The organism is Stenotrophomonas sp. CFBP 13724 (assembly GCF_014841975.1).
GTDB classification, from domain to species: domain Bacteria; phylum Pseudomonadota; class Gammaproteobacteria; order Xanthomonadales; family Xanthomonadaceae; genus Stenotrophomonas; species Stenotrophomonas lacuserhaii.
Genome location: NZ_JACYUW010000001.1, coordinates 1359706 through 1375306 on the forward strand (window position 1 = coordinate 1359706; position 15601 = coordinate 1375306).

8 protein-coding genes are annotated in these 15601 nt (G+C 62.1%); 3 read left to right on the forward strand and 5 right to left on the reverse strand.

What is annotated here, in order from left to right:
- The first annotated feature begins 206 nt into the window (after positions 1 to 206).
- Entirely contained in the window at positions 207 to 6641 is a 6435-nt protein-coding gene (locus IFT63_RS05905) for an NACHT domain-containing protein (protein WP_192083509.1), read from the forward strand.
- Positions 6642 to 6745: 104 nt separating this feature from the next.
- Here IFT63_RS05905 and IFT63_RS05910 read toward each other — a convergent pair whose 3' ends face one another.
- On the reverse strand, positions 6746 to 7831 hold the full coding sequence (locus IFT63_RS05910) for a site-specific integrase (protein ID WP_192083510.1): 1086 nt from the start codon (positions 7829 to 7831) through the stop codon (positions 6746 to 6748).
- A 104-nt stretch (positions 7832 to 7935) separates the two neighbouring features.
- Between IFT63_RS05910 and IFT63_RS05915 the strand changes: the two genes are divergently transcribed.
- Positions 7936 to 8871: a DNA-binding protein gene (locus IFT63_RS05915; RefSeq protein ID WP_192083511.1), complete on the forward strand. Its 936-nt coding sequence runs from the start codon at positions 7936 to 7938 to the stop codon at positions 8869 to 8871.
- Between the two features lie 530 nt (positions 8872 to 9401).
- Here IFT63_RS05915 and IFT63_RS05920 read toward each other — a convergent pair.
- The 3 genes from IFT63_RS05920 to IFT63_RS05930 all read right to left on the reverse strand — a co-directional run bounded on the left by IFT63_RS05920 (position 9402) and on the right by IFT63_RS05930 (position 11168).
- A complete protein-coding gene (locus tag IFT63_RS05920; RefSeq protein ID WP_192083512.1) occupies positions 9402 to 9608 on the reverse strand; it encodes a hypothetical protein in 207 nt (68 codons plus the stop codon).
- Positions 9609 to 9887: 279 nt separating this feature from the next.
- Positions 9888 to 10655 (reverse strand): hypothetical protein, encoded by a 768-nt coding sequence (locus IFT63_RS05925; RefSeq protein WP_192083513.1) that lies wholly within the window; start codon positions 10653 to 10655, stop codon positions 9888 to 9890.
- An 81-nt stretch (positions 10656 to 10736) separates the two neighbouring features.
- Positions 10737 to 11168 (reverse strand): hypothetical protein, encoded by a 432-nt coding sequence (locus IFT63_RS05930; RefSeq protein WP_192083514.1) that lies wholly within the window; start codon positions 11166 to 11168, stop codon positions 10737 to 10739.
- 181 nt (positions 11169 to 11349) lie between these two features.
- Between IFT63_RS05930 and IFT63_RS05935 the strand changes: the two genes are divergently transcribed.
- A complete protein-coding gene (locus IFT63_RS05935) occupies positions 11350 to 13998 on the forward strand; it encodes an excinuclease ABC subunit UvrA (RefSeq protein ID WP_192083515.1) in 2649 nt (882 codons plus the stop codon).
- A gap of 562 nt (positions 13999 to 14560) precedes the next feature.
- On the opposite strand, the gene IFT63_RS05940 is transcribed toward IFT63_RS05935, so the two are convergent.
- Positions 14561 to 15502: an NAD(P)/FAD-dependent oxidoreductase gene (locus tag IFT63_RS05940; RefSeq protein ID WP_192083516.1), complete on the reverse strand. Its 942-nt coding sequence runs from the start codon at positions 15500 to 15502 to the stop codon at positions 14561 to 14563.
- Positions 15503 to 15601 lie beyond the last annotated feature (99 nt).

Genomic DNA, 15601 nt, shown 5'->3' on the forward strand with positions numbered 1-15601 from the left:
TAATGACCTAGAGCGGACCTTCTACCGAATTCTGCCTTCCTAATGTGGAACGTCATGGCTAGACTCATGCACTGAAGAGTTAGTTCCGACGTTTGGTAGAGTGGGCGCTAAGTGAGTTGCGCGCGCAGGTGCATTGACGGCAAGAAAGTTGGCCAAAGTTTCGGACAGACAATGACGGTGTACTTCTGGATTAGGTCAGGATAATCATGTCTTCGGGCGACGTAGAAATCGATACTGTCCGCGCTTCCCGCGCAGGCCACACTTTTCACGAGAGATGGGCTGCCAGACGGGCATTGCAGTTGGTCTTTCCGAACGACGATCTATTTGCGATCGCCGTGGAGGGGATTTCGTCGACGGAGACGACGAGTCCCGGAACGTGGGCCGAAGATGTTGCCGACCTCGTCCTGTACTTCGGCGACGGAGACAATTTCCAGACCTGCGAGCTGCTGGAGACCGTCCAGTTCAAATACAAGCATCGCGGGGAGGCGGTTACAGCCTCTTATCTGAAGAAGACAATCGAAAAGTTCTCCAGCACGATCATCGGCTATGAGAAGGGCTTCCCGGCTGCCGAAGTCGACAACAAGGCGTTTTTTATCTTCGTCACGAATGCGGAATTCAAGCGCAGTCTTTCGGAGGCCATAGAGGCTCTCATCGAAGGGACGACGCCTTCAGGTCGCGAAGCAGCCGACCAGGTTAGTTATCTCAAGGAATGTTGTGCTGCGGGGGGGCTGTCCGACGCGCGCCGTCTCTTCTCCAGGATGGTTTTCCGGGCCGGAGAGAAGGGTCTTTCGAGTCAAGACACCGCGCTCAGGCGAACACTCACCGACTGGTCTGTCGGCACCGATGCAGAAGCCAGGAGCCGTCTTTACGGGCTCCAGGACCTCGTCTTGAGGAAGGCTGGCCCAAGCGGCCAAGGCAAGAACCTGATCCGCCGCGAGGATGTCTTGGATGCGCTCGATTGCGCCCCGGAGGACCTCTTTCCGGCCGACACCCGCTTCATCGACGTAGGTGCCGTCGTCGAGCGATCTGAACTCTCAACGGTCCATGATCTCATCAAGACCTCAGCGCAACCCGTCTTCGTTGACGCGGAGGGCGGAGTGGGCAAGACCGTGTTCGTGCAGAGCCTTGCCGTAAGGATGGCGAACGAATTCGAAGTGGTCGTTTTCGACTGTTTCGGCGGTGGTTCGTACCGCTCGGACAATCACTCCAGGCACCTTCCCAGAATCGGGCTCGTGCAGATCGTCAACGAACTGGCCTCGCGGACACTGTGCGATCCGATATTGCCGGGCGGCGAAGACAGCCGCAAAGTCGTCAAGGCGGCGCGCAAACGGTTGGCCCAAGCGGCGACAGCGATCCGAACCCAGTCCGAGAAACTCGGCTTGCTCATCATCGTCGATGCCGCCGACAACGCCCAGCTGGAAGCCGACCATCGCCACGAAGAGGCATTCCCGAAGCTTCTTCTCGCGACCATCGACGAAGATCCGATCGACGGCGTGAAACTACTGCTTACGGCACGCACGCACCGCAGGGAAAAGGTCATTGGTCGCAGCACAGTGAGTCGGGTCGAGCTAGGCCCCTTCACTGATCCGGAGGCGCGGGAGTTTCTGCAGAAGCGCAAGCCGGACGCGTCCGGCGTCGAGTTTGCGACCGCCCTAGCGCGATCCGGCCGGAATGCACGTGTCCTCGACTACCTCGTCCAGACGTGGGATAACAATGTCCACGGCAGCACGTCGGCCGCTCTCATCGACGTCCCCGAGATCATCGCCCAGCGTTGCACGAAGATCGTTTCCGATCTTCATGTCGCAGGATGGCCGGATTCAGAGGTCGCCGAGTTCTTCGTCGCGCTATCGCTGCTTCCCCCGCCGATTCCACTCGACGAGCTGGCGAACGCGCTTGGATGGTCTGCGGCTCAAGTCGGTACCGCCGCATCGGATCTGGCCCCGATGCTTGAGGTGGCCTCGCACGGCGCGATCTTCAGGGACGAGCCCACGGAAACGTATATCCGAGAAACATACTCCGAAGGACCGGAAGCGCAAAAGGCCATTGCTGATCGCCTGTTGGCCTCGCAGGGGACTTCGGCCTATGCCGCCGAGGCGCTGCCGCATTTCTTGGTCGTCATCAAAGACAGTGACCGTGCGTTCGCGCTCGTCGACTCGACCAGCTTCCCGGTCACGGTGCAGTCGGAGTTCGGCCGCCGGAGGCTGACGCTCGCACGGCTCCGCGCGGCCTTCCGTTTGGCGGTTGAGGAAGACGATCTCGACCGGGTGCTGGGCCTCAGCATGCGGCTGGCGCAAGCCGCGACCGCCAACCTGAGGGGCGACGAGTTCATTCGGAGCTCAGCCGCGCTCGCGATCGTGCTCGGTGGCGCTGATTCCTATCGCCGTCTTTTTGCGGATCGCTCGGGATGGCGTGGCGCGAGAAGTGCACGACTGACAGTCGCCCATCACTTCGCAGGCGACGCCGAGGAATCGGAGATCCAATGCGGGAGCACGGTGCGGTGGATCAACTGGCATGCCGCACAGCCGAATGACGAGGCGCATCGCAAACGCGCCAAGCCCGAGACCAGGGACTTCGCGGCGATACTGTTCCAGCATTCCGCCGCAGGCAAGTTCGACGCGGTCGATCGTAATCTCGCTGCGTGGAACGATCGCTTCTCGCTGTCCGTGAGCGGCGAACTCCTGCAACTGCTGGAACTGTTCGACCAGGCGACCGGGACCATGCTTCTCGCGGATTTCGTTTCGTTCGCCGCAAGCGACGAATGCAAATCGCAGGCGCTTAAGCTGCGGCTCCTCTCACGACCCCGCTCTCTCAACAGGCGGCAAGTGAAGGTGCTGGCAAAGGCGATCGGAGCGCCGGTGTCCGTCGACGATGACGAGGAAGAGGGTTTCTCAGCCGATTCCAAGCGTGGCGGCAGTGGCCACGTCGTACGGGCGGCGTTGACAGCGCTCCTCTACAGCTCGCGCGCCGCAGCCGCGGCGATCATCCGCCATGCGCCACTGGCCCGACCATCGGCATACGACTACGGCGAGCGTTACGGTCCCTCGAGGGCCTGGGCCCCGATCCTCCGCGTCTGCATTCGCGCATGGTCGACTGGAAGGCCGGTCGCCTACCATGACCTGCTTCCGAGGGAAGTGGAGATCACCAAACATGCGAAGGCTGTCACGACCGAGGCGGCGCTGCTCGCGTTTCTGAAGAAGCAGCGCCAGCCCGTGCCCGGCGGCCCCGGCAAGAAACCTGGCGGGAGACCGCAAGATGCGAGATTCAGTGACCGCGATTGCGAGAACATCAGCAGGGGCATCGAGCTTACACGCCAGCTGACCCGGCCGATCGAGGAAGCCGCTCTCTCGCGCCGGGGCCTTTCGGATGCGAGCGTCAACGACTTCCTGGATGCGTGGCGAAAGCACTTGCGGGAGGGCGTTCACTGGAGGGCTGAGGTCGCAGCTGATTTGCTCATTCGTACCGTCGGGCTCGGCTGCATCCACATCCTGCTGGACCATGTATCCGAAATATCTGCAGACCAGGCGAAGGCCATCATCGATCTGGCTTCCTCCGAACGATTCTCCGTCCGGCAGAAGACCTCCGTATTGGGCCAGCTGGCCCAGAGATCGAACCTCCATGAGCTCGCGGGACAGTTCGCGCAGCACATCGGCGAACATATCGGCCGGGACGACGATATCGAGCAGCGCGGCGGTGCATACGCCAATCTCGCTGCTTCCCTCGTTTCCATGAGCATTGACGAGGCCCGCGAATACTACCGGCAAGGTCTGGCCCAGTTGGACCAGCTGGGCGGAGAGAGCTACGACCAGATCTATTCGCTGCTTCGTTTCGCGAGCGTGCAGCAGGGCGGCTTCCTGAAGCCGGCGCTGTCGCATCGGTTGATGAACCTGTGCCAGACCATCGTGCGGAATGAGCCAAGCAAGTTCCGCTGGACGTTGTTCGCGCGCGCCGCCGCCAGTTCCATCGGCTTCCAGGCGATCGCCAAGATCGTGCGTTGGCACGACCAGGACGTCGCGGACCTGTCCTACGGATTGCCGCAGCTCGTCTGCCTTCTTGCCAAGAACGGAGACCTCGATCCGCGGCGCGCTGCTTTCGTCCTCACGATCTGCGAAGACCATGGCTGGTGGGACTGGCGTTCCGGTGATGGGGTCACCGACCTGCTGAGACTGTCCGAGCCCGCCGATCAGAGGCGGATATTTTTGGCGATCATCGAGAAGCTCCGCGCCCGGTACCCGTTCGGTGGCTGGACCTCACTATGGGAAGGCTTCCTTGAAGCGGGGGATCAGTTCCCGAACGCACTTACCACCGATGTTCGGGAGGCGCTTGAGCAACTCAGGGTAGAAGCGCAACGCTCGCAGGATGAGTTCAACAGTCGCGACAGGTCGCAGGCGGACTTCCTCACCGATCAGGCTCCGAAGCCAAGCAAGGAAGAGATCGAAGGTCTTATTGCGGCGCTGATCTCGAACTGCGATCCGTCATCGGCGCATTCGATCGACATGGCGCTGACAACCATCCAAACGGACCGCCGGCTTTCCTATGACGCACGCCAGCGCTTCATCGCCGGATTGCGCGCCTCGTGCCCATATCCCAAGCGGTTGGCACTTCTATTCGCGATCTGCGACGCATCTGAGCTGAGCCTCACCCAGTCATTGGACATACTTGCCGAGTGTCTAGCCGCCTGGAGCAGTTCCTCCAAGCACCTCGTTTCCAGTGCGAAAGCATTGGTTGAACGGCTGTTCGAGTCCAAGATCGTCGAGCTGTTCGAAGGCCAGTTCTCCGACATCGTCCACGGCATCCATCGACTGTCGGAACTGTGCGATGACAAGCGCTTCGTGCTGCGGCTGCTCCTTCGCAAGGTGGCCGCGGACGAGTTGGAGCTCGACGGCGACGAGTGGCTGCAGTTGGCCACTGCCATGTGCGACGTCACCTCGGGCCAGGCCGGCCTCGATGCGCTGGAGTTGTTGCTTTCCGGTCCTGCGTCCCGCATTGCCGACGAGATCGGGGAGGGGCCGTTCCGCCCCGCTCAAGTCGTCGGGGGAAACGAAGCGGCGTTCTTCGCCGACATGATCTGGCACCTTCTCGGCGACGACGATGCCTATCTCCGCTGGACGGTCGCAAGGGGCTTGAACACGCTTGTCGAGTTGGGTCTCGACGAAGAGCTCGGCTTGTTGCTTGACCGCTTCGACCAGAAGGAGTTCGCTGCCCTGGCATCGTTGGATCGGGGGTTTCCGTTCCAGAACTCCAGGCAGTGGCTGCTGATGGGTCTGGCGCGGGTCGCCTTGCGCCACTCATGGGCCGTGGGCAGCCTCAGGGGCCAGCTGCTGGCGCTCGCCCAACGAAGCGACCTCCACATCATCGACAAGGTCCACATCGCCAGGTGTTTGAGGAACATCGGTAACGCCGGTGCCCGCGACCTAAAGCTGGAGGCGTTGCTCGATCAGATCGACCAGCCGCCATGCGGCATCGTCATCAGCGATGATCGCCCTGGTTCCGCGGAGTCGACGTCGAGCTTCCGCTTCGACTACGAGTTCGCAAAGAGTGAGATCAGCAAACTCGCCCGGCTCTTCGGTGTCGGCAAGGCAACGGTGGTGGATGCAATGGCAGCCGAAATCACGCAGCGATGGCCAGACGCCACCTCGCTGGACGGGTTCCCCGGCCGCCAACAGTACGACTGGGATCGGGGTGATCGATACGAGACCTACCGCGAGCATGTTCAAAGACACGCGCTGCTGAGCGCTGCCACCACTCTTTCGATGACGCGGCCGGTGGTCGTTCACAGTTATGAGGCCGGTGACCATTCGCCTTGGCTGGAATGGCGCAACCGCTACGACGTGACGTTCGACGACGGCTCGTGGCTGTCGGACCGGAAGGATCCCGTGCCTGGTCAGGCGAAGGAGAGTCTGCTGGGCAAAAGGAGAGGCCAGCAGGAGACACTGCAGGACCGACACACGGTGCTGCGGAAGCTGGGTCTCGTGGACACCGACGCCGACGCGCCAGTCCTGCTCTACGGCCACTGGTCTTCGCCCGATGGCGTGCGCGTCAGCATCACGTCGGCGTTGACGGAACGGAAGGGTGCGATTGGCCGCTGCTTGGGATTCGCCAAGCAACCCGGTCATGACCTTTGGCTGCCGGAGTTCTGGGACGAGGGCTTCTACGACCGTCGTCACCGGCAGAAGAGCATTTTCGCTCCATTGGTGTGGGCGCCAGAGAGCCACAGTCTCGGCATCGACGTGGGTGATGAAATGGCGGCGGAGGGAGCGGCCGGCAGACCGCGTCTCGGAATCAACCTCACCAAGCGCCTGAGGTTGGCAAAGGGGCCGGGCTGCGGTGATTGGCATGCCGCTGATGGCAGCATGGCGCTGAGGAGCCAGGTCTGGGGCAGTTGGCAACCGGACCCCGATGATCACCGTGGAACCCGTGCTCACAATGACGGTGAGGTTTTATGGGCTTCACCCGATTGGCTAGCTGCGACGTTGTCCAACGAGGGCAAACGACTTGTCTTCACGATATCGCTTTTGAAGTATCGATCGTCACGTGAGTACGCCCCTTTAAGTGGCGTCAAATCCGTCCTTGTTGGACTACGGCTCGACGACGGGACGATGAGGATTTGGCCTGCGAAGAGGGCATCTACGCAAGATTATTGAGCTATTTGAACTTACCTCATCAAATCGAGCAGCACAGAGAGGCTGTATGCCTTAAGAACTGTCGCTTTGTGCTGATAGAAGTTACGGTGGCCAGGATGGAGAAATCAGTCTTCCAAAAGACGCGCAGCGGGATTCGTGGTAGCGCCTCCTGTCTGGAAGTACCCCACCACACTCGCCACCGCCCGGTGCTCGGTCAGCTGCATGATCGCGGGTAGAGAAATGCCCTGCCGACTCGCTTCGGTCACAAACCCCGACCGCAGGCTGTGCCCGCCAAAATCCCCCTCCAGCCCGGCCAGGCGCGCCCGCCGCTGCACGATCTCGCCTACCGCAGCGGGGGATAGGGCAGGGCCGACGCGCTGTTTCCATAGCCGGCGGAAAATCGCCCCTTCGGTGACCCCGGACGCGTCGAGCCAGTCCTGCAACGCCAAAGCGGCCCGATCGAGCACCGGCTTGTCCGGGGTCGAGGTAGCGGTGACGCCGGCCTGCTGGGTCTTGCTGTGCTCCAGCCGGTAGATGTAGCTCGCCTCGCCGATCCGGCGCAGGTCGCGTAGATCAGCCGCTGCGATCTCGCTACGCCGGCGCCCGCCACTGGCAAACCCGAAGCAGAGCAGGGCCCGGTCACGAATCCCTTCCAAACTGTCGTCGCAGGTGGCCAGCAGGGCTTCCAGCTCGGGGAGGGTGATCGCGGTCTTCTTCCGCGGGCGCTCGCCGCGTTTAACCGCCGCCCGCGCCGCGCGGCTGAGCACGGTACGGATCGCCGGCTGCTCGCAGGGATTGGCCACTTGCTTCAGTCGGTGCGCGGTGGACAGCACGGCGACCCGATGCCGCACGGTGGCCAAGGTCCACGGGCCGAGCTTGGCCTTGAGGGTAGCGGCCACCAGCGCCTGGTCGACGGCCGGCGGCAGTTCCCAAGCCAATTCGCCCTCGGTCGAGCGCCGCTGCACATGGTCGACCACGAACTGCAACACGGTAGCTTCCGGCACTGGCAAGGCCAGCTCGATCCCATAGCGCGCCGCATGCCAGCCGGCCCAGTAGCGCAAGGCGCTGCTGTAGCTGCGGGTGGTGTTCTCGGCGGCGGCTTCAGCCAGCAACTCGCGCACCGCATCGGCGGCCTGCTGGGCAAGCTGTTCGGGCAGTACCAGGCTGGCAGCCGTCGCAGCGAGCACGGAAATCGTGGAATTATCTTTCATATTATGTAATGTAGACTACGAAGTTGACCCTATACCCACGATAATCATCACTTATCACTAGTACGGAATCAACGGGGCAGGGCGCCCGCACAGGAGACTATTCAATGGCTCGCGGCATCACGGAACTAGACGTGCACGGCGCCGCTGACGCGCTAGTCGCAAAGGGTGAGCGCCCGACAGTGGAGCGCGTTCGGGCCCATCTGGGTACGGGCTCCCCCAACACGGTTACCCGCTTGCTTGAGACTTGGTGGCTAAGCCTTGGAAGTCGGTTGCATCCTGAGAAGCCAAGCGTGAAAGACGCTCCGGCTGTGGTGGGGAAGCTTGCTGGGCAATGGTGGGCGTTGGCGCTAGAACATGCGCGTGATGTCGTCCTTGCTGAGTTCTCCGAGGTGCGCCAGGAGCTTACACTCAAACAAGAGGAACTCCTTGTCCGGGCCCAAGCACTCGCAGGTGAGATGAGCGCTGTCCATGCGAAGTCGGAGGCGGCCCTTGTCGCCGAACGCCTAGCCTGCGCCCGGGCTACGGAATTGCAGCGCTTGGTCGATCAGCTTCAGCTGCAGGCTGCGGAACTCGCTGGGCAGCGAACTTCCGCTATTCAGCGACTTGAGCAAGTGGAGGCCTCACGGCAGGTTCTCTACGACAGGCTGCAAGAGACCGAGGAATCGGCGAGATCCGAGCGCGAGACCCTGGCTGAGCACGTCAGATCTGTCGAAAATCGAGCGCTGGGTGATCTCGATCGCGCTAGACAAGAGGCCAAGACATTGCAGACGAAGCTTGCCAGCGCAGTAAAAAGGAATGCGTCGATTGAAACAGAGATGCGGCACAGCCTTGAAAAGGCGCGCTCAGCCACCGCGGCGGCAATACAGATGGCGGACAAGCAGCGTGGCAGATGTGAAGCTCTAGAAGATCAGCTGGCCAAGCTCCAGAACTTACCAGCGGATCTAGAGGCTGCGCTTAGGCGAAGCCAGGTGACTCCTGATCTACGGAAGACAAGCACCCAAAAGCGGGCTAAGAAGAGCTCATCCAAGGCCACGAAATAGGAGTGCCGGCTTGCTTGGCGCTCATCGAAGGACATCAAATAGGACCAACGACAAGCCGCCAAGTCTTGGAAGTAAGAAGAAGCCGTGATGGTGCGGGGCGATGACACGATATCGGATCACGACACGATTAAGGGAAATCGCCAATAAGCCCGACCTCGCCAGCAAGAGCCTTTGAGTCGGCTAGCTTATTGATTTTGCAGAGCACATTCCTTAGGGGATGACATCATCAAGGGGCATGTCATGGTTAAGGAGCAGATGACATCGGTAGGGTGCTGCGGACATCGCGGGGCAGCCACGAGCAGTGCGACGTACTGTGCCGTAACATAATATACATTATGCGAAGTCGCGGATCCGTCACACCGCCGCGTTTGTGGGCTCTGGATGGCACTGTCTCAAGCTTTGGGTCGGCTCTTGCTTCCCTTCTGGGTCTACTGACAAGGACGAGCTCGCCAGATCTAAGGATGGTCTAAGCAAATCTGCGCGAAATCCGACGGTAGTGCCGGCCGCTGGCCGGCAAGCTTTAAGTTCCATCAGATCACGTTGAAGAACTCTCCATGCAGCTGACATTCGGTGATGCCGAAGGCCTCGTCCGGCGCAGGCAATGCTCGGGAGCCGCCCTGCACAAGCGCGACGCACCACCCGAAGGAAAACGGGCATGGCCGCCAACAAAGAAGCAGCATTTCGTGCCGCGTTGCTACCTGAAAGGCATTCACCGCCGATGGTGACAACAACGCCATCAACAACTTCAACGTTTGCGGAGCCGGTGCCTGGAGCTTTGATGGAGCCCTCCATGCAACGCGATTGCCGTAGTTGAGTCATTCAGCGCCAAGGCTTCAACTTCATCAGCCGTCAGCCAGCGGTCAAACCCAATGGCGAAGCCATCCAGACGCTTGGCCGGCTCAGCGTACCAGCCTTCGCCGGCGCGGCCTGGCTCTCTGAGCGGCAGCACCCAGCGAGGGTACACGCCGTTACTGCGCCCCCCCCCCCCGGAAACGCTCCAAGTCACTATCTTGAGCTCATGACCGCGGCACTTGGGAGCGCTGCGCCTCATATGGACACAACCGAGTCGATGGCTTCCCCTCAAGAGTGCTGCGCACAAGCTCATCCACTTCTCGCCAAGGCCTGATGGATTCAGTCAAATAGCTGTATCCAACACCCAGCCGTCCTTTCCGAAAGTTGACGAGGCATCGCTCTGCTCCGCTACCTACGCCCGGCTCACTAAAGCACTTTCCTTGAAAAGGGAACTCGCCGATGCGATACAGCAATGACGGCGCAGCGATGAAACGGAAGCCGCCAGCCAGCCAGCCCGCTTGATCGCCTTCCAGCACCACTATCCCGTATTCAGGCCGTTCGGTACGTACTTCCCAGCTTCTTTTGGACCAATCCGACCAGCCGGGCGCATCGGGCGGATCGCAAATTAGCGCGACCCCGATCGGCGACTTCACAGCTTCATCGAGACAGCTGTTGCTGAGCGGGCTCGCGGCGAAGATGGTCAGTGACGCTGAATCTGCTTCGCTTGTACCCCTTTCTTTCATGCTGACCCTGAGAGCACCGGATCCTGATTGGCGGGCATCCGTTGCCTCTTGGGTCCTGGCACCAATCCTGATGGTCTCACCACAGTATGAAAGGACACCGTCGGTGACGGTCGCAACATCAGCTTGCTTCATACCGGACATCTTAGCCTCCTGCCCGCCCCTGTCCGCACCGAACTTGACCCAGATGAACCCAGCGACGGCCAGTGCACCGAGCGCCAGCCCAGCCTTGGCAGCGATTCTCATTTCCATAACGTTTCCTCGTCCGCTGATCCAGTCATGCGCCATCTCCGCATGGGGACGCACAAGGCGCCCCTATGCGGAGGCAAAACGTCACTGTGCTGCCAACAGGACCACCGCACCATGCTGGATCGGGGCAAAGAGGTTTGCGCTGGTGCCTGCGCGATCCCAGCGACCGTTTGCCATTTCGGTCACCAGGTGACCGATCTCCGTCCTGGAGCTTTGATGGAGCCCTCCATGCGACGCGATGGCCGCGCTTGAGTCATCCACCGCCAAGGCTTCAACCTCATCAGCCGTCAGCCAGCGGTCAAACCCAATGGCGATGCCATCCAGACGCTTGGCGGGCTCAGCGTACCAGCCTTCGATCGTGATGTGATCCTGCCCCTCGCCCACTACGTCCAAGCTGTCGCCGTCCCGGAGGAACTGGATGGGCTCCTTGTCGTAGACCCGGAGCTCCAGTTCATTCCAACCATCCGCATCTAGATTATCGATCACGTCGTGATTTTCACCCACGGAGAAATACAACGATCATTGCCTTCGCCACCGATAAGTCGATCATTGCCCGCAACACTATCCCTCCGCACCCGCGCCGAGCAGCGGCAGCAGGATTCCGCACCACCCTCACCAACCTTCACCCCGCAGCAGCGAGAATAAGCCATCGTGCGCGCTGTCACGCGTGCCGCTCACTGCCCGCAGGACCGCCGCCATGCCCCACCCGCCCATCGATCATCCATCCTCCGCTGCCGTGGCCAGCGGTTGCATCGAGGTCCGCGGAGCGCGCGAGCATAACCTCAAGAATGTCGATGTCTCCATTCCGCGCGATGCGCTGGTCGTGTTCTCGGGAGTATCAGGCTCGGGAAAGTCATCGCTGGCCTTTGGCACCGTCTTCGCTGAGGCGCAGCGGCGCTATTTCGAGTCTGTAGCTCCCTACGCACGGCGCCTGATCGACCAGGCCGGCGTGCCCGATGTGGATGCCATCGACGGGCTGCCGCCGGCGGTAGCACTGCAGCAGCAGCGCGGGGCCAGTAGTGCGCGTTCATCGGTGGGCAGTGTGACCACGCTGTCCAGCCTGGTGCGGATGATGTATTCGCGTGCCGGGGCCTACCCGCCCGGCCAGGCCATGCTCTACGCCGAGGACTTCTCACCCAACACGCCGCAGGGCGCCTGCAGCACCTGCCATGGCCTTGGGCACGTCTACGAGGTGACCGAAGCACTGATGGTTCCGGACCCGTCGCTTACCATCCGCGAACGCGCCATCGCCTCCTGGCCGCCGGCATGGCACGGGCAGAACCTGCGCGACATTCTGGTCACGCTGGGCTACGACATCGACGTGCCGTGGAAGAAGCTGCCGAAGAAGGACAGGGAGTGGATCCTGTTCACCGAGGAAGCGCCAAGCGTGCCGGTATATGCAGGTTTCACCCCCGCCGAAACCCGCGCCGCCCTGAAGCGGAAGCTTGAACCGAGCTACATGGGGACCTTCACCGGCGCCCGCCGCTACGTATTGCACACCTTTGCCACGACCCAGAGCGCGCTGATGCGAAAGCGGGTTTCCCGCTACATGGAGGGCAAGCTGTGTCCCGCCTGCCAAGGCAAGCGCCTGAAACCTGAAGCGCTGTCGGTCACCTTCGCCGGCGTGGACATCGGCGAGTTCATGCGGCTGCCACTGGATCAACTGGCGGATCTGCTGGAGCCTGTGGCACAGGGTGATTTCAGCGCACATAGCCGTGGCTCACGCAGCAGGAGTGCGACACGCCGCGACCGCGCCCAACGGGTGGCAAGCGGGCGCACCGCCCACGCGGCGGCCCCTGACGTACGGCTCACCTCGGCCCTGTCGGAGGAAAAGCGCATGGCGGCCCAGCGACTGGCGGGCGGCATCATGGCGCGTGTCTCGCAGCTGCGTTCGCTCGGTGTGGGGTATCTCTCTCTGGATCGCGCCACACCCACGCTCTCGGCCGGCGAACTGCAGCGCCTGCGACTGGGTACGCAGCTGAGTTCGTTGCTCTTCGGCGTGCTGTACGTACTGGATGAGCCATCGGCTGGCCTGCACCCTGCCGATAGCGAGGCGCTGTACGATGCGCTTGGTCAGCTGCGTGATGGGGGAAATTCGGTTTTTGTCGTCGAACACGATCTGGAGCTGATGCGCCGCGCGCAATGGCTGGTGGATGTTGGCCCGCAGGCGGGCGAGCACGGTGGGCGCGTTCTCTACAGCGGCGAACCCGGTGGCCTCCGCCAGGTACAGGATTCCCGCACCGCCCAGTATCTTTTCGACCAGGTGCCTGCGCCTGCAAGCCGCAAGCGCAAAGCCGGGAGCTGGCTGGAACTGAAGGGTATCCACCGCCACAACCTGCAGGGAGTGGATGCGCAGCTGCCGCTGGGATTGCTGACTGCAGTGACCGGGATTTCGGGGTCGGGCAAGTCCAGCCTGATGGCGCAGGCGCTGCCGGAGCTGGTGCTGCTGCACCTGGGCCACGAGCCGCCGGAGGATGGCGCGGATGTCGCGCCCACCGATGGGCCATCCGTCATCGAAGCCACGCGCGGCCGACTGGCAGGCGATGTGGACGCCATCCAGCGGGTCGTCCAGGTGGACCAGAAGCCCATCGGCCGCACGCCGCGGTCGAACCTGGCCACCTATACCGGGCTGTTCGACCATGTGCGGAAGCTGTTCGCCAGTACCCCGGACGCACGCCGGCGCCGTTTCGATTCGGGCCGTTTCTCTTTCAACGTGGCCAAAGGCCGGTGCCCGACCTGCGAGGGCGAAGGGTTCGTCAGTGTCGAGCTGCTGTTCATGCCCAGCGTCTACGCGCCCTGCCCTGCGTGCCATGGCGCGCGCTACAACGAGGCCACGCTGAAGGTGCTGTGGAATGGCCGCAACATCGCCGAGGTCCTGCAGTTGACGGTTGACCAGGCGCACGCCTTCTTCGGCAAGGAGGATGCGATTGCCCGCTCGCTGCAGGTGCTACGGGAAATCGGGTTGGGCTATCTACGGCTGGGCCAGCCGGCTACGGAACTTTCAGGTGGTGAGGCACAACGCATCAAGCTGGCAACCGAGCTGCAGCGCGGCCAGCGAGGTCGCACACTCTATGTACTCGACGAACCGACTACCGGCCTGCATGCCTCGGACGCGGACAGGTTGATGCTTCAGCTGCAGCGGTTGGTCGATGCAGGGAACACGGTGGTGATGATCGAGCATGACATGCGGGCGGTCGCGCAGGCCGATTGGGTGATTGACGTGGGGCCTGGCGCAGGTGCTGCGGGCGGCACCATCGTGGCGAAGGGAACGCCGCAGCAGGTGTCTCGCGCCAAGGCAAGCAGGACGGCACCTTTCCTCGCGCGCGAGCTCTCGCGCGGGGGCTGAGCCGGGAGCAGGTAAGAATGATCCAGTATGCGGGCCAGGTGTTGTAGCCGGCCGTACCTAGACCCCGCTCATTGCTCGCGGCAACGCTGCCAACCGCCCGAAGGAGACGAAACCTGCTCCCACCCGTTGGGCAGCTTTCGCATGGCTTGGCCTCCCACACAGGACAGACCCGAGCGGCGAGCGGCTTCCGATCCAAGAGATGGCAGCTGGACCACGTCGTCGGATGGCCCCGGCCTTCCTGCGCGCCGTGCTTCATCTGTCAGCGTCTGCGATTCCAAGCGTTCGCAGTACGCCTTCATGCGCGGATGGGGATGGTTGGGCCAGCGATACTGCTCGCAGTTGAATGGCGTTGTGCCGTTCGCCATGGAGTTATGTGCTGGCTTGGGAGACGCTGGGAGTGGTCTAGCAGCCGGACCAGTCGCCGAGCGGATTTGTTGCGCAACGCATGGCGTCGCAGCCACCAGCAGAAGAATCAGTACCCCAGTCCGAATATCCATATCCGCCCCTGTTATGTTGGGGGGAATGATAAAGGATCACGGCAAGACGTGACGCGTCACAAAGGTCAACCGTCAGCGAGCAGACTCAGCAATGATCGGTGGGCAGCGACGCCCGCCAACGCTCCCTCTCCCACGGCCAGCGCAATGTTCCCGGCGAACCGGGCGGCGTCTCCGCAGGCGAACGCCCCCGGCACGGTGGTCTGCTTGGCCGAATCGGTGGTGATGCATCCTGCGTCCTCGATGGCGCAACCCAGGTGTGTGGAAAGGTCCGATGCCAGCGTGGTGTGGGGATGTACGAACAGCGCCGCCACGTCCCGCCCTCGCCCGTCGGCGAAGTTCAAGGTCCCTTTCCCGGTCATGCCGATCAAGGCGCTTTCTTCCAGGGTCACGCCGATAGTGCGCAGTTCGGCGGACAGTTCTTCCAGCTCGGCCCCGCTCAGCTCCCCAGCGTGTACCGCGGTGATGTTTCCCCACTGCGAAAGCGCCTTGACCTGGCCCACTGCCTCCTTTCTGGACGCGACGAGCACCCCAATGTCTGTTCCGCGGATTTCATAGCCGTGGCAGTAAGGACAATGCAGGACCGTCTCGCCCCACCGCTCCGCAAGCCCTGGCAGGTCCGGCAGCTGATCCACCACGCCATGGGCGAGGATCAACCTTTTTGCGTGGTATGGCTTGCCGGATGCGCAGTGGAGCAGAAAACCGGTCTCTAGGGAGCCTGAAGCCTCGAGTACTTCGTCCGTCGACCATTGCACCCGCTCATAGGCGAGTAATTGCTTGCGGCTCGCCTCGAGAATCCGTGCAGGGGCAACGCCATCCCAGCCCAGCCAACCGTGCGCCTTCGTGGCGCGCTGGTTGCGCGGCTGACCGTGATCAATGACCAGCACCGTTCGGCATGCCCTTGCAAGCTGCGAAGCAGCCGACATGCCAGCATGGCTTCCGCCTACAACGACCGCGTCGAAGATGGGCGGTTCCCGCGAAAGTGGCTTGTTCGGGTCGATCATCGTCATTCGTCAGCTTCGTTGCTCGGGCGGTGATCCGCTGCCGAAGATCATTGAATACCGACGCGCATCAAGGCTGCGTAATCACGGCATGGAAAGTGCTCAAAG